Source organism: Cellvibrio sp. ATLC23, assembly GCF_057196725.1.
Genome location: NZ_JBXUOS010000002.1, coordinates 590,962 through 609,555, shown reverse-complemented (window position 1 = coordinate 609,555; position 18,594 = coordinate 590,962). Strand labels below are relative to the sequence as shown.

The window sequence follows — 18,594 nt, the reverse complement described above, 5'->3', positions numbered from 1 at the left end:
AGCAAGTTGGAACCACCTGATCCCATACCGAACTCAGAAGTGAAACGACTTAGCGCCGATGGTAGTGTGGGGTCTCCCCATGTGAGAGTAGGTCATCGTCAAGCTTCTAATACTAAAAACGCCCTGTAGAATTATCTGCAGGGCGTTTTTTTTTGATTTTCGCTTTTCGAAAATTTATTGCTTTTAAGTTGGGTTTATTTTTAGCTCTTTATTTCGGCGACTAAAAAGATGGATTTTGTGGTGCTGCTCTGCTTATATGGCTCCCTTTTTCGCCATTAATTCACTGGATTTAGTGCTGTGCTGACTATTGATCTTGCTGCCATACAGTCTAATTGGCTCAAATTAAAAGCTATTGGCGCTAATGCTGCTGTAGCGGGTGTTATTAAAGCTAATGCCTATGGCTTGGGTGCAAGCAAGGTTGGTAATGCTCTTTATGCTGTTGGGTGCCGCGAGTTTTTTTTGGCTTCTCTAGATGAGGCGCTTGCTGCCCGATCCTTTCTGCCTGCAGATGCAGTTATTTATGTATTGGGTGGCATTCACTCGGGTGATGAACTTCTATGCATTGACTCTAACCTAATTCCTGTTCTTTGCTCATCTTCGTCAGTAGCTGCTTGGGCGAAGGCCAATATCAGGCTCGGAACCAGTGCGATTTCGGCGATTAAAGTGAATACGGGGATGACCCGTTTTGGGCTTGATATATACGAGTTCGAGTTGCTATGTGCCGATATGGATTTATTGCGCGTAATCAACCCTGTTTTATTGATGAGCCATCTTGCCTGCGCTGATGCTCACGAACACCCTCTTAATCAGCAGCAACTTAATCGTTTCATAAATTGCGTTAATTTGATCCGACCCTTGCTGCCAGGTCTTCGATTTAGCCTCGCAAATTCTTCCGGTGTTTTTTTGGGGGATAAATGGCAGTTTGATTTATTGCGTCCAGGTGCTGCGCTCTATGGGATTAACCCTACCCCGCATATCGATAATCCTATGGAGCCAGTGGTGCGCTTATCGTTACCGATAACGCAGGTGCGTGAGCTTGATGCCGCTGCCGTAATTGGTTATAGCAGCACTGCGGCTCTATCAGCGGGGGCTCGTGTTGCTGTTGTTTCGGGAGGCTATGCTGATGGCTTGCATCGTACTTTAGGGGCTCAGCCTGCAGGTTACTTAAGTGGTCAGTTAGTGAAAGCAATTGGTCGTATGTCAATGGACTCCACAATTTTTGATGTGTCAGGTCTTGACGTGCGAGTCGAATCCTTGCTTGAGCAAGAAATTGAGGTTATCAATTCTTCTCTATCGTTAGATTATCTGAGTAAAAAAAATAGCTCCTTGGGATATGAGGTGCTCACTAGTCTGGGGCCACGCTTTCCTCGATCCTACCTGAGAGGGCTTCATAATGACTGAGATGATTGGTTCTGACGTGACGCCACAGCGGCAGATTCTTGATCTGCTTTCCGATGGTCAATTTCATTCAGGAGAGGAGCTTGGGGTCTTATTAGGTGTTAGCCGAGCTGCTGTTTGGAAGCATTTGCAAAAACTGGAAGTGCTGGGGATTAAGCTGGTTTCAATTAAAGGGCGAGGTTACTGCATAAAGGGAGGGTTGGACTTATTTGACATTAAAAAAATAAATGCTTTTTTACACACAGCCCTACCGCTTAATTTCCATCTGTTTTTTGAGATTGACTCAACAAATGCTTTTCTCATGCGTCATGCAAATCCCGCTCAGCAAGTGTGTCTGGCTGAAGCGCAAAGTTCCGGGCGCGGGCGTCGTGGGCGCAATTGGGTTAGCCCATTCGCGCAAAATATTTATTGCTCTGTTGGGTGGGGTTTTGAGGGAGGGGTCGCGGTTCTTGAAGGGCTCAGCTTGGCAGTTGGATTGGTGATCGTACGTGTTTTGCAGGGTTATGGTATTGTCGGGTTGAAATTGAAATGGCCCAACGATGTGCTCTATGAAGATAGAAAGCTTGCGGGGGTGTTAATTGAAATAACGGGTGATCCTGCTGGTTATTGTCAGGTAGTTGTAGGTGTGGGAATCAATGTCAGCATGGGTATTAGTGAGGGGAAGGAGATTGCACAGCCCTGGATAGATTTACATAGTATTCTGGCACAGCAAGAGCTTCCGCTGGTGTCACGCAATCAGTTGGTGGCTGCATTGGTTGATGAATTGGTAGAAGTGCTTGGTGACTATGAGCGTAAGGGGTTTGCAGCTTATTGTGCGGAATGGCAATCATATAATATGCATGCCGGACAGGTGGTTGAACTGAGTAATGGCAATCTTATTTGCTCGGGTGTGTGTGTTGGCGTCAGTCAAGCGGGAGCGCTGATGTTGGATACTGAGCGGGGTAGGGAGCTGTTTCATGGGGGCGAGATATCTCTGAGGCGTGCTGATGATTCTTGAAATCGACATGGGCAATACTAGGTTGAAATGGCGGGTTCGAAGCCAGTCTACGGTGTTGGCTCGTGGAGCTTTGGCTCTAGAGGAGCCGCTAGATTTATTGCTCGATGAAATAAACCCCTATCGCAGTGTGATAAACACAGCATGTGTGGCCAGTGTGGTTGGAGAGATCTTGGAGCAGAGGATTGCAAATTGGAGTGTTGAGCATTTTGGGCTTCAGCCAATGTTCGCGCGCAGCAGTATTGCATGTGGTGCTGTGCGCAATGGCTATCGTCAGCCGCAGATGCTGGGTGTGGATCGTTGGTTGGGAATTGTAGCTGCTTATCGTGCGATAGGCGGTGCATGCCTAGTGGTGTCCTGCGGTACTGCTGTGACTGTCGATTTGATTGCTTCGGATGGTGTGCATCAAGGAGGATTTATAGCGCCCGGTTTGAGTCTGATGCTTAATTCTCTTGAGCGTGGTGCGCGCCAGATAAAATTAGATTCTACGCCTTCCATGCTAGGCTTATCACCAGCAATTTCGACATCCGATGCTGTTTATTCGGCGTGCGCTGCTATGTTGAAAGGCCTGATTGATAATGGGGTGCAGCAGCTAAGCAATATCAATCAGGAGAGTAAATGTGAGCTTATATTTACAGGTGGCGACGCTAGTAAATTACTACCCTTGTATCCGCAGGCCCGGCTGGTTCCTGATCTTGTGTTAGATGGCTTGGCTGGAGTCTTGGATTTGACCCAATAGTTGGAGTGACGAATGCGGGCAATTTTTATATTGTTGATTGTGGGTAATGTTGCATTTTTTGGGTATCACTATTTTTTTATGGTCGAAAAAGAAGTAGTGGCCGGTATTCAAGTGGGGGCACCAAGGGGTTCTACTGGGGAAGGGTTGCAGCTTTTGACTGAGGTTGCGGCTCCCATGGGTGCGCGAGCAAGGGTAACGGAGAAGGAGGCGATTGGGGTGTCGGTTACTGGTGGTGATTCGTCGTCGGGCGCTGAGCTTTGCACTATGATCGGTCCTTATGGGCAATTGCTCCAAGCAGAATATGCAGCAGAACGCTTGGTTGCCTTAGGAGCTCCCGCACATATTGTCCCTATCGAAATTAAGGAGGGGGAAATATATTGGGTGTTTTTAAAGCCGGAGGTTTCTGAAAAAGAAGCGTTGCGTCGCCTTTACGAGCTGCAGAAAAAAAATATTGAGAGCTATGTTATTACCAAGGGAGAGTTGACCAACGGCATTTCCTTCGGGAGGTTTGCGGATTATGGCGAGGCGGAGGTGCGCTCTACGGAAATTAAGCAGCAGGGATATGAAGTCCACATAAAGATGCTGCCCAAAATGATTCAAGAAACATGGGTTGTAATTGATGCTGGTTTTGCTGAAAAAATAGACGAAATGGTGTGGTCAGGATTGTTAACGCAAGAATCTAACTTAGAAAAGCGACAAAATTTCTGTTTAGGTGTTGCTTCCCAGTAAATGTTTCACTAGAATTCTGCCTCCACAAACAGCAGTGGTCAAAAAGCTGGCGTAGCTCAGTAGGTAGAGCAGCTGACTTGTAATCAGCCGGTCGGGGGTTCGATTCCTCTCGCCAGCTCCAACTTTGATTGTTGTTGTGTTGTAACTCTGTGAATTTGTTAAAAAAATAGATTGACAGTCAGCAACGTGGGCCGGAAAATGCCGGCGGTTTTCGGCAGGGGTTCCCGAGCGGCCAAAGGGATCAGACTGTAAATCTGACGCGTAAGCTTCGATGGTTCGAATCCATCCCCCTGCACCATTTTATATAGGCGAATGCCTGTGAGCTAATAGCCAATATCTGATTTAAGCGGGTATGGTTCAATGGTAGAACCTCAGCCTTCCAAGCTGATGGCGCGGGTTCGATTCCCGCTACCCGCTCCAAACTTTATGATGTTTTGGCTCATATAGCTCAGTTGGTAGAGCACACCCTTGGTAAGGGTGAGGTCAGCAGTTCGAATCTGCTTATGAGCTCCATATCTGCTGCGAGGGGTGGTCTCTCGCAGCTTTTTTATCTGTGTGATTGTATTTACGTCTGAGGAGGCGCTCGCAATGGCGAAGGAAAAGTTTGAACGTAACAAGCCCCACGTCAACGTGGGCACCATTGGTCACGTTGACCATGGTAAAACCACATTGACTGCAGCCTTGACTCGCGTGTGCTCGGAGACTTGGGGTGGTGAAGCGGTAGCATTTGATGGTATCGATAAGGCACCAGAAGAGAAGGCGCGTGGTATTACCATTAATACCTCACACGTAGAATATGATTCACCTGTGCGTCACTATGCGCACGTTGACTGCCCAGGCCACGCCGACTATGTGAAAAACATGATCACCGGTGCTGCGCAAATGGACGGCGCAATTCTGGTGTGTGGCGCGACCGATGGTCCAATGCCGCAAACTCGTGAACACATCCTGTTGTCTCGTCAAGTAGGTGTTCCTTTCATCGTAGTATTCCTGAACAAGGCTGACTTGTTGGCAGAAGACTGTGGTGGTGTGGGTACCGAAGAATACAACGAAATGTTGGAATTGGTAGAAATGGAGCTGCGTGAGCTGCTGTCTACCTATGACTTCCCAGGTGATGACACTCCGATTATCGCTGGTTCTGCGTTGATGGCGCTTAACGGTCAAGACGATAACGAATTGGGCACTACCGCTGTACGTAAGTTGGTTGAATCTCTGGATAGTTACATTCCAGAGCCTGTACGTGCTATCGATCAGCCATTCTTGATGCCGGTAGAAGACGTGTTCTCTATTTCTGGTCGCGGTACTGTAGTAACTGGCCGTGTAGAGCGTGGTATCGTTAAAGTTGGCGAAGAGATTGCGATCGTTGGTCTGAAAGACACCGTTAAAACTACCTGTACTGGTGTTGAAATGTTCCGCAAGTTGCTCGACGAAGGTCGTGCTGGTGAGAACGTAGGTGTTCTGCTTCGTGGTACCAAGCGTGATGACGTTGAGCGTGGTCAAGTATTGTGTAAGCCAAACTCAGTTACTCCGCACACTAAGTTTGAATCTGAAGTGTACGTACTGTCTAAAGAAGAAGGTGGTCGTCATACTCCATTCTTCAAAGGTTATCGTCCACAGTTCTACTTCCGCACTACTGACGTAACTGGTGCTGTTGAATTGCCAGAAGGCGTAGAGATGGTAATGCCAGGTGACAACATTAAGATGGTTGTTACTTTGATTCACCCAATCGCGATGGAAGACGGTTTGCGTTTTGCTATCCGTGAAGGTGGTCGTACTGTTGGTGCTGGTGTTGTTGCCAAAATCATTCAGTAATAAATATGCGAGCAGACGATTTCTTGTCTGCTCGCATTTGCTTTAGCGATGTTAGGCCAGTAGTTCAATTGGTAGAGCACCGGTCTCCAAAACCGGGTGTTGGGGGTTCGAGTCCCTCCTGGCCTGCCAAATTTTATGTGGGTTTGTTGCGATAATGACTGCTAATACTGAAGAAAAAGTTTACCGACTGGATGCTATTAAGTGGCTTTTGGTTGTGGCTATAGTTGCTGCAGGTGTTGTCGGAAACTCTCACTTTTCTGCTGAATCAATTTTGTATCGTGCTTTAGCGCTGCTGGTGTTAACTGCTGTGGCGATATTTGTTGCACTGCAAACAGCTAAAGGTGTTGCAATAGCTGATGTTATCCGCGGCTCACTTGTTGAGTTGCGTAAAGTTGTTTGGCCTAGCCGTCAAGAAACTAACCAAACAACGCTCATTGTGTTGGCGGTAGTTTTTGTGATGGCCATCATTCTATGGTTGCTAGATACGCTATTTGGTTTTATTGCTTCCAATATCATAGGGTAGATAAATATGGCTAAGCGCTGGTACGTAGTACATGCCTATTCTGGCTATGAAAAGAAAGTGGCTGCTTCGTTGCGTGATCGTGTTTCTTTGTATGGAATGGAAGAAAGCTTTGGCGACATTTTGGTTCCCACTGAAGAAGTAATTGAGATGCGTGGCGGGCAAAAGCGTAAGAGTGAGCGCAAGTTTTTTCCAGGTTATGTATTGGTACAAATGGAATTGAATGATGACACATGGCATCTGGTCAAAGATACGCCAAGAGTGATGGGCTTTATTGGTGGCAAGGCTGACCAACCTGCTCCTATAACCGAAAAAGAAGCAGATGCAATTTTGCGTCGTGTGGATGACTCAATTGAGAAGCCCAAGCCAAAAACAATTTTTGAGCCAGGTGAAATGGTTCGTGTTATTGACGGGCCATTTAACGACTTCAACGGTGTTGTTGAAGAGGTTAATTACGATAAAAATCGATTGCGAGTGGCGGTATTGATTTTTGGTCGTTCCACTCCAGTTGAGTTGGAATTTAGTCAGGTCGAAAAAACTTAAACGTTAAAGATTTTTAAATGCCCTTCTTCGCCTTGCGAAGAGGGGTTTTCGTGTCCTTGGTCAAAGCCAGGGCGGGGAGCCTAAGACGTCAAATCTTGCCAAAGATTTGGTTGAGGCGCTAACACCCATAGGGGAGCAATATCATGGCAAAAAAAGTAACCGCTTACGTTAAGCTGCAGGTTGCAGCTGGCAAGGCAAATCCAAGTCCTCCGGTTGGTCCAGCATTGGGTCAGCACGGTGTTAATATCATGGAATTCTGTAAAGCTTTCAATGCGCAAACACAAGGCATGGAAGTTGGTTCACCTGTACCTGTGATTATCAGTGTTTATAGTGACCGTAGCTTTACATTTGTAATGAAGACTCCACCAGCATCTTTCTTGCTGAAGAAGGCTGCAGGCATTACCAGTGGTAGCGGTCGTCCTAACACCAACAAGGTCGGTAAGGTAACTCGTGCTCAGTTGGAAACCATTGCAACTACCAAAATGGCAGACCTGACCGCATCCAATATGGAAGCAGCTGTGCGTACTATTGCTGGTTCTGCACGTTCAATGGGTCTGGAAGTGGAGGGCGTATAAGATGGCTAAAATTACTAAGCGTCAACGTGCAATTAATGAGAAGGTTGATTCAACTAAGCAGTACTCTATCGAAGAGGCTGTAGCACTGTTGAAAGATCTTTCTAATGTGAAGTTTGCTGAGACAGTTGATGTGTCTGTAAACCTCGGTATCGATCCTCGTAAGTCTGATCAATCAGTTCGCGGCGCTACTACCCTGCCACACGGTAATGGTAAGTCAGTGCGCGTTGCTGTATTCACTCAAGGTGCAAATGCCGAAGCGGCGAAAGCTGCTGGTGCTGAGTTCGTTGGTATGGATGAATTGGCTGCAGAAATTAAAGCAGGCAAGATGGATTTTGATGTGGTTATTGCCAGCCCTGATGCAATGCGTGTTGTGGGTCAATTGGGGCAAGTGCTTGGTCCTCGCGGTCTAATGCCAAACCCCAAAACTGGTACTGTAACTCCTGATGTGGTTACCGCTGTTAAAAATGCTAAAGCTGGCCAGATTCGTTATCGCGCTGAGAAGGGCGGTATTATTCATGGCGGTTTAGGCAAGATCTCTTTTGACGCCGTTGCTATCAAAGAAAACTTGGAAGCATTAATTGGCGATCTGAAAAAAGCTAAGCCAGCAACATCTAAAGGTATTTACATCAAGAAGATTTCATTGAGTTCTACCATGGGTCCTGGTTTGGTAATCGATCAAGCGTCACTTGCGATTTGATTCGCTGACGTAAAAGAACTTTGGGGTCCGCTTTTGAAGCGGGCCGTCAAAGACCGTAGGTGTCGAAGTGGTTTACGTAAGTAGATAACAAGACTTAATGCAAGTCGCCTACGCAGATGGTGAGACCCTATTCAGTTAATTGATAATACAGATATTCTGTTGCAACAATTTGACGAATGACTTCACCGAATAATGGTCTTGATAGTTTATCGAGGCTGGTAGTTAACGATAAATTTATTTGTGTTTTAACGAACAGAAAAAGTTTATCAATGCAGGAGTAATCCCGTGGCATTAGGTCTTGAAGGCAAAAAAGCGATTGTTGCTGAAGTCCAAGACGCTGCAAAGAGCGCTTTGTCTGCAGTTATCGCCGATTCTCGCGGCGTAACCGTTGGCAAAATGACCGCTCTGCGCAAGCAGGCCCGTGAAGCTGGCGTCTGGGTAAAAGTCGTCCGTAACACATTGGCCCGTCGCGCTGTGCAAGGTACAGCATACGAGTGTCTCGCAGACAAATTCGTAGGTCCAACTCTCATTGCATTCTCAACTGTTCATCCTGGTGCTGGTGCTCGCATCCTTCAGGATTTTGCTAAAGAGAATGACAAGTTTGAGTTGAAAGCTGCTGCCTTTGAAGGTGAGTTAGTGAATATCGCAATGTTGGCTACTTTGCCAACTTACGACGAAGCTATTTCTCGTCTCATGAGCGTGATGAAAGAAGCTTCAGCTGGCAAACTGGTTCGCACTATTGCGGCCGTTCGCGATCAAAAAGAACAGCAAGCTGCTTAATCATTTGATTACGGCTTACTTTAGATTTAACGAGCAAAATGCTCCATTAATTAGGAATTGAGACATGTCTCTGACTAAAGACGATATCATCAATGCCATCGCAGAAATGTCTGTAAAAGACGTTGTTGAGTTGATCTCTGCAATGGAAGAGAAGTTCGGTGTTAGCGCTGCTGCTGCTACTGTTGCTGTTGCTGCTGGTCCAGCTGCTGCTGCAGAAGAGCAAACTGAATTTGACGTTATTCTTTCATCTGTTGGTGACAAGAAAGTTAACGTAATTAAGGCTGTTCGTGAATTGACTGGTCTTGGCTTGAAAGAAGCTAAAGATTTGGTTGAAGCGGCACCTAAAGCAATCAAAGAAGCAGTTTCCAAAGCTGATGCTGATGCAGCAAAAGCTAAGTTGGAAGAAGCTGGCGCAGTTGTAGAAGTTAAATAATTCTACGCCTGTGTTGCGGTCCATTTACAGTTTGGACACTAGGCTGGTGAGCATTTGCTTGCCAGCCTTTTTCTGTTTTCAGAAGAGTCTTGGGTTATAGCTGTAGTGGTACTGAAAATGGCAAGCACCAGGTGCGCCATTGATTACCGAAAAGTAATCGTAAGTTTGTCGAGTTTTAAGTTTTTACAAAGAAACGCACATGCGTTTTCATGGCTGCGATCAAGCCCGATCCGCGAACAAGCTGGGGAATACAGATGGCTTACTCATATACTGAGAAAAAACGTATCCGCAAGGATTTTGGCAAACTGCCGCACGTAATGGATGTACCTTATCTTTTGGCGATTCAGTTAGATTCCTACAGAAAGTTTACTCAAGCAGATACTGCGCCCAGTAAGCGTGATGATATGGGGCTACATGCTGCATTCCGTTCCGTTTTTCCAATCGTTAGTTACTCAGGTAATGCTGCGCTCGAATATGTGAGCTATAACCTCGGAAAAGCGGCGTTTGATGTAAACGAATGTATTCTGCGCGGCGTTACCTATGCCGTCCCTCTACGCGTGAAAGTACGCTTGATTATTTATGATCGCGAGTCTTCCAATAAAGCGATCAAAGACATTAAAGAACAAGAAGTGTACATGGGTGAAATCCCGCTCATGACCGATAACGGTACTTTTGTAATTAATGGTACCGAACGTGTAATCGTTTCCCAGTTGCATCGTTCTCCTGGCGTGTTCTTCGATCACGACAAAGGCAAGACCCATTCATCGGGCAAGCTGCTTTATTCCGCACGTATTATTCCTTACCGTGGCTCATGGTTGGATTTTGAATTTGATCCTAAAGACCTGCTCTACGTTCGTATTGACCGTCGCCGTAAGTTGCCCGCCACTATTTTGTTGCGCGCCCTTGGTTTTAGCTCACAAGAAATGCTGGCAATGTTTTTTGAAACCAGTACTTTTATTTTGGGCAAAGATGGTCAATTCAGCTACGAAGTAGTTCCATCGCGTTTGCGCGGTGACGTTGCTACTTTTGATATTAAAGATGACAAAGGCAATATCATTGTTGAAGAAGGGCGCCGTATTACTGCGCGTCATATTCGTCAATTGGAAAAGGCCGGTGTTAATCAGATGGATGTTCCATCTGAATATTTGTTAGGTCGCTCATTAGCAAAAGATATTATCGACACTCGCACTGGTGAGTTGTTATTTGAATGTAATACAGAAATTACTGCTGATGTGCTTGCCAAATTAGTTGCTGCGGGCGCTACGGATGTTGAAACGCTGTATACCAACGAATTGGATTGCGGCGCCTTTATTTCTGAAACTCTGCGTGTTGATCCAACTCGCACGGCATTAGAGTCGCTCGTTGAAATTTATCGCATGATGCGTCCTGGCGAGCCGCCAACCAAAGAATCTGCTGAAGCATTGTTCCAAAACCTGTTCTTCTCGCAAGAGCGCTACGATCTTTCCGCAGTGGGTCGTATGAAATTTAACCGTCGTCTTGGCCGCGAAGCTGAAACCGGTGAAGGTACTTTGTCTAATGACGATATCGTCGATGTGATGAAGACGCTGATTGCTATCCGTAACGGTAAGGGCGTTGTGGATGATATCGATCACTTGGGTAACCGTCGTGTGCGTTCCGTAGGTGAGATGGCAGAAAACCAATTCCGCGTTGGTTTGGTGCGTGTTGAGCGTGCGGTGAAAGAGCGCCTTTCAATGGCGGAAAGCGAAGGCTTGATGCCGCAAGATTTGATTAACGCAAAACCTGTAGCTGCTGCAGTGAAAGAGTTTTTTGGCTCATCACAGCTCTCGCAGTTTATGGATCAAAACAACCCGCTGTCAGAGATCACGCATAAGCGTCGCGTCTCTGCACTTGGCCCAGGTGGCTTGACTCGTGAGCGTGCAGGTTTTGAAGTGCGTGACGTACATCCGACTCACTACGGTCGTGTGTGTCCAATTGAAACGCCGGAAGGTCCAAACATTGGTTTGATCAACTCTTTGGCTACCTATGCCCGCACTAACAATTACGGCTTCCTTGAGAGTCCGTATCGTAAAGTGGTGAATGGCAAGGTAACCAATGAAATTGATTTCCTCTCCGCGATCAATGAATCTGATTATGTAATTGCACAGGCATCGGCAACTTTGGATGACGCCGGTAGCTTGACTGAAGAATTGGTATCAGTTCGTCACTTAAATGAATTTACCCTGAAAGCACCTGCTGACGTTCAATATATGGACGTATCGGCGCGTCAGGTAGTTTCTGTTGCGGCATCCTTGATTCCATTCCTTGAGCACGATGACGCTAACCGTGCATTGATGGGTTCAAACATGCAGCGCCAAGCTGTACCAACACTGCGCTCGCAAAAGCCGCTGGTGGGTACCGGTATGGAGCGTAATGTTGCGTCCGACTCAGGTGTGTGTGTCGTTGCGAAGCGCGGCGGTATTATCGATAGCGTTGATGCTGGCCGTATCGTAGTAAAGGTGCATCACGATGAAGTTGAAGCGGGCGATGCAGGTGTGGATATCTACAACCTGATCAAATACACCCGTTCCAACCAAAATACCTGTATTAATCAGCGTCCAATTGTAAGCATGGGTGACTCTGTTTCCCGTGGTGACATTTTGGCCGATGGCCCTTCTGTTGATATGGGTGAATTGGCGCTTGGCCAAAACATGCGTATCGCGTTTATGCCGTGGAATGGTTACAACTTCGAAGACTCGATTCTGGTTTCAGAGCGTGTTGTGCAAGAGGACCGTTTCACTACGATCCATATTCAGGAATTAACCTGTATTGCACGTGATACCAAGTTGGGCAGCGAAGAAATCACTGCGGATATTCCCAACGTAGGTGAGAGTGCGCTGAGCAAACTCGACGAATCCGGTATTGTGTATATCGGTGCGGAAGTGGGCGGCGGCGATATTCTGGTTGGTAAGGTAACACCAAAAGGTGAAACCCAATTGACACCAGAAGAGAAGCTGTTACGTGCAATCTTCGGTGAAAAGGCTTCGGACGTTAAGGATACTTCTTTGCGTGTGCCTTCAAGCACCAAGGGTACAGTAATCGACGTACAGGTGTTCACTCGTGATGGTCTGGAAAAAGATCAGCGCAGCTTGGAAATTGAAAAAGCGCAGCTTGATGAAGTGCGTAAAGATTTGAACGAAGAATACCGTATTGTTGAAACGGCTACCTTTGAGCGTCTGCGTTCTGCTTTGGTTGGTCAAATCGTTGCCTCAGGTAAAAACGTGAAGAAAGGCGAAGCCATGACTCACGAAATCCTCGACGGTTTGGAGAAAGATCAGTGGTTCAAGCTGCGTATGAATGAAGACGCACTGAATGAGCAGATCGACCGCGCTGAAGAGCAGCTGGCTGAGCGTCGCAAGATTCTCGACGAGCGCTTTGAAGACAAAAAACGCAAGCTGTCTACTGGCGATGATCTGGCGCCAGGCGTGTTGAAAATCGTTAAGGTTTACCTCGCTATCAAGCGTCGTATCCAGCCCGGTGACAAGATGGCTGGTCGTCACGGTAACAAGGGTGTTATCTCGGTAATTATGCCGATTGAAGACATGCCTTACGACGAGAATGGCGAGACCGTTGATATAGTTCTTAACCCGCTCGGCGTACCTTCGCGTATGAACGTGGGTCAGGTGTTGGAAATGCACTTGGGCATGGCGGCTAAAGGTCTGGGCGTTAAGATCAACAAATTGCTGCAAGAGCAAAAAGCAATTGCCGATATCCGCGCTTTCCTTGAAGAGATCTACAACAAAACCGGTGATGTGGCAGCCAAAGAAGATCTGGTTTCATTCAGTGATAAAGACATTCTGGATCTGGCCAAGAACTTGGTTGATGGTGTGCCTATGGCAACGCCAGTATTTGATGGTGCCAAAGAGCATGAAATCAAAGCCTTGCTGCGTTTGGCAGGTTTGTCTGATACAGGTCAATCGATTCTCTATGATGGCCGTACCGGTGACCAGTTCACTCGTCCGGTGACTGTGGGTTACATGTACATGCTGAAGTTGAACCACTTGGTCGATGACAAGATGCATGCCCGTTCAACCGGTTCTTATAGCTTGGTTACCCAGCAGCCTTTGGGTGGTAAAGCGCAGTTCGGTGGTCAGCGTTTCGGTGAGATGGAAGTGTGGGCGCTGGAAGCATACGGTGCAGCGTATACATTGCAAGAAATGCTTACTGTTAAGTCGGATGACGTTGCGGGTCGTACCAAGATGTATAAAAACATCGTTGATGGCGATCACCGTATGGAGCCCGGCATGCCGGAGTCTTTCAACGTACTCGTTAAGGAAATCCGCTCTCTGGGTATCAATATCGAGCTTGAGCAAGACGATTAATGCTCATGCTTGCGCGTCAGTAGCGGCCTAAACAGGCCGTTACTGGCTGCAATCCGGAACCAGTAACACCAAAGAATTTGCCTCGAAGTTTAATGAAAGCTCCACCGGAGCCAACAGGAGAAAGCGCCTTGAAAGACTTACTGAATTTACTCAAGTCCCAGGGACAAGTCGAAGAATTCGACTCTATTCGTATTAGCTTGGCATCACCTGAAATGATTCGTTCGTGGTCGTTTGGCGAAGTGAAAAAGCCAGAGACTATCAACTACCGTACCTTCAAGCCTGAGCGTGAAGGTTTGTTCTGCGCCAAGATTTTTGGTCCAGTAAAAGATTACGAATGCTTGTGCGGTAAGTACAAGCGCATGAAGCACCGCGGCATTATCTGTGAGAAGTGCGGTGTAGAAGTGACTTTGGCCAAAGTGCGTCGTGAGCGCATGGGTCATATCGAACTGGCGAGTCCAGTTGCACACATTTGGTTCCTGAAATCGCTGCCGAGCCGTATCGGTTTGCTGTTGGATATGACTCTGCGTGATATCGAGCGGGTACTCTATTTTGAATCCTATGTGGTTACCGAACCTGGTATGACTACGCTTGAGCGCGGTCAATTGCTCTCTGACGAGCAGTACTTTGAAGCAATGGAAGAGTTCGGCGACGAATTCGAAGCCCAAATGGGTGCTGAAGCCATTCAGACCTTGATGCGCGCTATCGATTTGGAATCTGAAATTCAACGTCTGCGTGAAGAAATTCCAAATACCACCAGCGAAACCAAAATCAAAAAGTACTCCAAGCGCTTAAAGCTGTTAGAGGCTTTCTTCTTCTCTGGCAACAAGCCGGAGTGGATGGTAATGGAAGTTCTGCCGGTATTGCCGCCAGATTTGCGTCCATTGGTGCCATTGGATGGTGGTCGTTTTGCAACGTCTGACTTGAACGATTTGTATCGTCGCGTAATCAATCGTAATAACCGTTTGAAGCGTCTGTTGGACTTGAATGCGCCAGACATCATCGTGCGTAACGAAAAGCGTATGCTGCAAGAAGCAGTAGATGCGCTGTTGGATAACGGTCGTCGCGGTCGTGCGATCACCGGTTCTAACAAGCGTCCGCTGAAATCTTTGGCTGACATGATCAAAGGTAAACAAGGTCGTTTCCGTCAAAACCTGCTCGGTAAGCGTGTTGACTACTCCGGTCGTTCGGTAATCGTGGTAGGTCCAACCCTGCGTCTGCATCAGTGTGGTTTGCCGAAGAAAATGGCGTTGGAGCTGTTCAAGCCGTTTATTTTTAGCAAGCTCGAATTGCGTGGTTTGGCGACTACTATTAAAGCCGCCAAGAAAATGGTTGAGCGCGAAGAGGCTGTCGTTTGGGATATCCTGGACGAAGTAATCCGCGAACATCCGGTGCTATTGAACCGCGCACCAACGCTTCACCGTCTCGGTATTCAGGCGTTTGAGCCTGTGCTGATTGAAGGTAAAGCAATCCAGTTGCACCCGCTTGTGTGTTCTGCGTACAACGCGGACTTCGACGGCGACCAGATGGCAGTTCACGTTCCGCTGACGATCGAAGCTCAGCTGGAAGCGCGTGCATTGATGATGTCTACCAACAACATCCTGTCACCAGCGTCAGGTGAACCAATTATCGTTCCGTCGCAAGACGTGGTATTGGGTCTGTATTGGATGACCCGTGACCGTGTAAACGCGAAAGGCGAGAACATGGTGTTTGCGGATACTGCGGAAGTATCCCGTGCCTACTATTCCAAACAAGTTGATTTGCAGGCGCGCATTAAAGTGCGTTTGAGTGAAACGCTGATTGGCGAAGAAGGCGAAAAAACCACTACTGTTAAATTGGTAAGTACTACTGTTGGCCGTGTATTGCTGTGGGAAATCTGCCCACCCGGCATGCCGCTGGAAATGATTAACCGCCCAATGGTTAAGAAGGCGATTTCTGCCGCTATCAACTACTGCTACCGTGTTGTAGGTTTGAAGGCGACCGTAATTTTCGCTGACCGTTTGATGTACATGGGTTATGACTTCTCTACCAAGTCGGGCTCATCGATTGGTGTTAACGACTTTACAATCCCTGCAGCAAAAGCAGAGATCATCGGCCGCGCTGATGCGGAAGTAAAAGAAATCGAAACCCAATACGCTTCAGGTCTGGTAACTCAGGGCGAGAAATACAACAAGGTTATCGATATTTGGTCGCGCGCTAACGATTTGGTTGCCAAATCGATGATGGAAGGTATTTCCAAGGAAGCCGTTATCAATCGCGATGGCGTTGAAGAATTGCAACCCTCATTTAACTCCGTATTTATGTACGCTGACTCAGGTGCGCGGGGCTCGCCAGCACAGATTCGTCAGTTGGCCGGTATGCGTGGTTTGATGGCTCGTCCAGACGGCTCGATCATTGAAACGCCAATTAAGGCTAACTTCCGTGAAGGCTTGAACGTACTTCAGTACTTTATTTCTACCCACGGTGCGCGTAAAGGTTTGGCGGATACCGCGTTGAAAACCGCGAACTCTGGTTACTTGACTCGTCGCTTGGTTGATGTTGCGCAAGATTTGGTGGTTACTGCAATCGATTGTGGTACCGACGAAGGTTTGACCATGTCGCCAGTTATTGAAGGCGGCGATGTCATCGAATCATTGGGTGATCGTATCCTTGGTCGTATTATCGCTCGCGACGTAATTCGTCCCGGCACTGATGAAATCTTGGTTCCTGCTGGCACCATGATTGACGAAGCATGGGTAGAGCGCGTTGAAGCCATGGGTATCGACGAAGTATTGGTGCGCTCACCAATTACCTGTGAAGCGCGCAGCGGTATCTGCTCTATGTGTTACGGCCGTGACCTTGCACGTGGTCACCGTGTAAACGTAGGTGAAGCGGTTGGTGTTATTGCGGCTCAATCAATCGGTGAGCCAGGAACCCAGCTGACCATGCGTACCTTCCACATTGGTGGTGCGGCATCGCGAGCGTCTGCAGCAGATAGCGTACAAGTTAAACAAGAAGGTACTGTTCGCTTGTTGAACGTGAAGGTTGTAAGCAACCCAGCGGGCAACTTGGTAGCGGTGTCTCGTTCCGGTGAATTGGCGATTGCTGACAGCAGCGGTCGTGAGCGTGAGCGTTACAAGATTCCTTATGGTGCATTGATCACTGTTAAAGATGGTGAAGCTGTTAAAGGCGGTCAGATTATTGCTAAATGGGATCCGCATACTCACCCGATTGTATCGGAAGTGGCGGGTACTGTTGCATTCTCTGGCATGGAAGATGGTCTTTCTATCCGTCGCCAGACCGATGAATTGACTGGTTTGAGTTCTATCGAAGTACTTGATCCAGCAGAGCGTCCGTCAGCCGGTAAAGATCTGCGCCCTGCAGTAACCTTGGTAGATGCAAAAGGCAAAGAGCTGTTCCTTGCGAACACCAATGTGCCAGCGCACTACATGTTGCCGCCAAAAGCGATTTTGAGCATCAACAATCACGACATTATCAACGTGGGCGACATTATTGCGCGTATCCCACAAGAAGGTTCCAAGACTCGTGACATCACCGGTGGTCTGCCGCGTGTTGCCGACTTGTTTGAAGCTCGCCGTCCAAAAGAGCCGTCCATTTTGGCGGAAATCTCCGGCACTGTGAGCTTCGGTAAAGAGACCAAGGGCAAGCGTCGTTTGATTATTACTCCTGTCGATGGCCAATTGTTGCCAGACGGTTCAACGCATTACGAAGTGTTGATCCCCAAGCATCGTCAACTGACCGTGTTTGAAGGTGAGATGGTTGCCAAGGGTGAGGTTGTATCAGACGGTCCAAGCAACCCGCATGACATTTTGCGCTTGCAGGGTGTTGAGGCGTTGGCGCGTTACATTACCAATGAAATCCAAGACGTTTACCGTCTACAAGGCGTGAAGATTAACGATAAGCACATCGAAACTATCGTTCGTCAAATGCTGCGTAAGGTTGAGATCAGCACTATGGGTGACTCTACTTTCGTTAAAGGCGAACAAGTTGAGTACAACCACGTACTCGAAGAAAACGAAAAGTTGCGTGCAGAAGCGCGTCAGCCTGCGAACTATGAGCGCCAGTTGCTAGGTATTACCAAGGCGTCTTTGGCTACCGAATCGTTCATTTCCGCAGCATCGTTCCAGGAAACTACTCGCGTATTGACCGAAGCGGCAGTAACCGGCAAGAAAGATGCTCTGCGCGGCTTGAAAGAAAACGTAGTGGTGGGTCGTTTGATTCCAGCCGGTACCGGTTTGGCATATCACTCGGATCGCAAGCGTCGTCGCGAAGCTAACCTCAGCAACAGCAATGATGCGGGTGTTAGCCCAGAAGATGTTGAAGCAGCATTAACTGAGGCGCTGAAATCAAGCATTGGCTAATGCTTGATTAATTGCCGAGGTGATGAGAGCAAACGCTCTCGCGGTAAACCCGAAGCAAGGCTGGCGATCCCAGCCTTGCTTTTTTATCGGACAATTGTCCATTAAATAGGCGGGCTTTACCTTGACGGTGGTGGGGTGCATCTTTACAATGCGCCACCCACTTTTTCCGAAGTGGGAAGCAGGGCTATTTTTTCAGTAGACCGCTTTCTTAAACCTGCCTTCAATAGTGAAGGCGTATTATCTGTGGAGTTTGTTTTCATGCCAACGATCAATCAATTGATTCGTAAGCCGAGAAAACCCATCGTAGACAAGAGCGACGTTCCAGCTCTGCAAGGCAATCCGCAAAGACGCGGTGTTTGCACTCGCGTTTATACGACTACACCTAAAAAGCCAAACTCAGCATTGCGTAAAGTATGCCGTGTTCGTTTGACCAATGGTTTTGAAGTGTCTTCTTATATCGGCGGTGAAGGCCATAACTTGCAGGAGCACAGCGTGGTGCTGATCCGTGGCGGTCGTGTTAAAGACTTGCCAGGTGTTCGTTACCATACTGTACGCGGTTCACTGGATACTTCTGGTGTTGCCAAGCGTAGACAAGGTCGTTCCAAATACGGTGCTAAACGTCCTAAGTAATAGGGTTGGCGGATTTATCCGCCGCTTATGCTTTGCGTTTAATGTT

The 18,594-nt window shown here is 47.6% G+C and carries 14 protein-coding genes, 5 tRNA genes and 1 rRNA gene; all 20 read left to right on the top strand.

Going from position 1 to position 18,594, the window contains the following annotated elements; genetic code table 11:
* Positions 1–104 (top strand): 5S ribosomal RNA (gene rrf / locus AC2CG4_RS05625); the annotation flags it as partial.
* A gap of 193 nt (positions 105–297) precedes the next feature.
* Positions 298–1,401 (top strand): alanine racemase, encoded by a 1,104-nt coding sequence (gene alr / locus AC2CG4_RS05620; protein ID WP_484485302.1) that lies wholly within the window; start codon positions 298–300, stop codon positions 1,399–1,401.
* Positions 1,394–2,395 carry a bifunctional biotin--[acetyl-CoA-carboxylase] ligase/biotin operon repressor BirA gene (birA, locus tag AC2CG4_RS05615; protein ID WP_484485301.1) on the top strand — a complete coding sequence of 334 codons (1,002 nt, stop codon included), beginning with the start codon at positions 1,394–1,396 and terminating at the stop codon, positions 2,393–2,395. Before alr ends, birA begins: the two co-directional genes overlap by 8 nt.
* Positions 2,385–3,131, top strand: a complete 747-nt coding sequence (locus AC2CG4_RS05610; RefSeq protein ID WP_484485300.1) for a type III pantothenate kinase — start codon at positions 2,385–2,387, stop codon at positions 3,129–3,131. The genes birA and AC2CG4_RS05610 overlap by 11 nt, the downstream gene beginning before the upstream one ends.
* A 12-nt stretch (positions 3,132–3,143) precedes the next feature.
* Complete coding sequence (locus AC2CG4_RS05605; RefSeq protein WP_484485299.1) at positions 3,144–3,860, top strand: SPOR domain-containing protein; 717 nt, start codon at positions 3,144–3,146, stop codon at positions 3,858–3,860.
* Positions 3,861–3,905: 45 nt separating this feature from the next.
* Positions 3,906–3,981, top strand: a tRNA-Thr gene (locus AC2CG4_RS05600).
* A 93-nt stretch (positions 3,982–4,074) separates the two neighbouring features.
* Positions 4,075–4,158: transfer RNA gene (locus AC2CG4_RS05595), tRNA-Tyr, on the top strand.
* 48 nt (positions 4,159–4,206) lie between these two features.
* Positions 4,207–4,280, top strand: a tRNA-Gly gene (locus AC2CG4_RS05590).
* 17 nt (positions 4,281–4,297) lie between these two features.
* Positions 4,298–4,373: transfer RNA gene (locus AC2CG4_RS05585), tRNA-Thr, on the top strand.
* Between the two features lie 75 nt (positions 4,374–4,448).
* Positions 4,449–5,672, top strand: a complete 1,224-nt coding sequence (gene tuf, locus AC2CG4_RS05580) for an elongation factor Tu (RefSeq protein ID WP_484485296.1) — start codon at positions 4,449–4,451, stop codon at positions 5,670–5,672.
* 53 nt (positions 5,673–5,725) lie between these two features.
* Positions 5,726–5,801: transfer RNA gene (locus AC2CG4_RS05575), tRNA-Trp, on the top strand.
* Positions 5,802–5,826: 25 nt separating this feature from the next.
* A complete protein-coding gene (secE, locus tag AC2CG4_RS05570; RefSeq protein WP_062058899.1) occupies positions 5,827–6,195 on the top strand; it encodes a preprotein translocase subunit SecE in 369 nt (122 codons plus the stop codon).
* A 6-nt stretch (positions 6,196–6,201) separates the two neighbouring features.
* Complete coding sequence (gene nusG / locus AC2CG4_RS05565; protein ID WP_062058896.1) at positions 6,202–6,735, top strand: transcription termination/antitermination protein NusG; 534 nt, start codon at positions 6,202–6,204, stop codon at positions 6,733–6,735.
* 143 nt (positions 6,736–6,878) lie between these two features.
* A complete protein-coding gene (gene rplK / locus AC2CG4_RS05560) occupies positions 6,879–7,310 on the top strand; it encodes a 50S ribosomal protein L11 (RefSeq protein ID WP_062058893.1) in 432 nt (143 codons plus the stop codon).
* Between the two features lies 1 nt (position 7,311).
* Positions 7,312–8,007, top strand: coding sequence for a 50S ribosomal protein L1 (gene rplA / locus AC2CG4_RS05555; protein ID WP_062058890.1), 696 nt, complete (start codon positions 7,312–7,314; stop codon positions 8,005–8,007).
* A gap of 285 nt (positions 8,008–8,292) precedes the next feature.
* Complete coding sequence (gene rplJ / locus AC2CG4_RS05550) at positions 8,293–8,787, top strand: 50S ribosomal protein L10 (RefSeq protein ID WP_133684965.1); 495 nt, start codon at positions 8,293–8,295, stop codon at positions 8,785–8,787.
* A 64-nt stretch (positions 8,788–8,851) separates the two neighbouring features.
* Positions 8,852–9,220 carry a 50S ribosomal protein L7/L12 gene (gene rplL, locus AC2CG4_RS05545; RefSeq protein ID WP_062058884.1) on the top strand — a complete coding sequence of 123 codons (369 nt, stop codon included), beginning with the start codon at positions 8,852–8,854 and terminating at the stop codon, positions 9,218–9,220.
* Between the two features lie 254 nt (positions 9,221–9,474).
* Positions 9,475–13,560 (top strand): DNA-directed RNA polymerase subunit beta, encoded by a 4,086-nt coding sequence (gene rpoB / locus AC2CG4_RS05540; RefSeq protein WP_484485298.1) that lies wholly within the window; start codon positions 9,475–9,477, stop codon positions 13,558–13,560.
* A 128-nt stretch (positions 13,561–13,688) separates the two neighbouring features.
* Positions 13,689–17,918, top strand: a complete 4,230-nt coding sequence (gene rpoC / locus AC2CG4_RS05535) for a DNA-directed RNA polymerase subunit beta' (protein ID WP_062058904.1) — start codon at positions 13,689–13,691, stop codon at positions 17,916–17,918.
* Between the two features lie 258 nt (positions 17,919–18,176).
* Positions 18,177–18,548 carry a 30S ribosomal protein S12 gene (rpsL, locus tag AC2CG4_RS05530; RefSeq protein ID WP_062058902.1) on the top strand — a complete coding sequence of 124 codons (372 nt, stop codon included), beginning with the start codon at positions 18,177–18,179 and terminating at the stop codon, positions 18,546–18,548.
* Positions 18,549–18,594 lie beyond the last annotated feature (46 nt).

Bases quoted from the DNA above. Each gene is read 5' to 3' on its own strand.
- rplK (WP_062058893.1), top strand. From the start codon at position 6,879: ATGGCAAAAAAAGTAACCGCTTACGTTAAGCTGCAGGTTGCAGCTGGC.
- tuf (WP_484485296.1), top strand. From the start codon at position 4,449: ATGGCGAAGGAAAAGTTTGAACGTAACAAGCCCCACGTCAACGTGGGC.
- rpsL (WP_062058902.1), top strand. From the start codon at position 18,177: ATGCCAACGATCAATCAATTGATTCGTAAGCCGAGAAAACCCATCGTA.
- rplA (WP_062058890.1), top strand. From the start codon at position 7,312: ATGGCTAAAATTACTAAGCGTCAACGTGCAATTAATGAGAAGGTTGAT.
- AC2CG4_RS05605 (WP_484485299.1), top strand. From the start codon at position 3,144: ATGCGGGCAATTTTTATATTGTTGATTGTGGGTAATGTTGCATTTTTT.
- birA (WP_484485301.1), top strand. From the start codon at position 1,394: ATGACTGAGATGATTGGTTCTGACGTGACGCCACAGCGGCAGATTCTT.
- rplL (WP_062058884.1), top strand. From the start codon at position 8,852: ATGTCTCTGACTAAAGACGATATCATCAATGCCATCGCAGAAATGTCT.
- secE (WP_062058899.1), top strand. From the start codon at position 5,827: ATGACTGCTAATACTGAAGAAAAAGTTTACCGACTGGATGCTATTAAG.
- AC2CG4_RS05610 (WP_484485300.1), top strand. From the start codon at position 2,385: ATGATTCTTGAAATCGACATGGGCAATACTAGGTTGAAATGGCGGGTT.
- nusG (WP_062058896.1), top strand. From the start codon at position 6,202: ATGGCTAAGCGCTGGTACGTAGTACATGCCTATTCTGGCTATGAAAAG.
- rpoB (WP_484485298.1), top strand. From the start codon at position 9,475: ATGGCTTACTCATATACTGAGAAAAAACGTATCCGCAAGGATTTTGGC.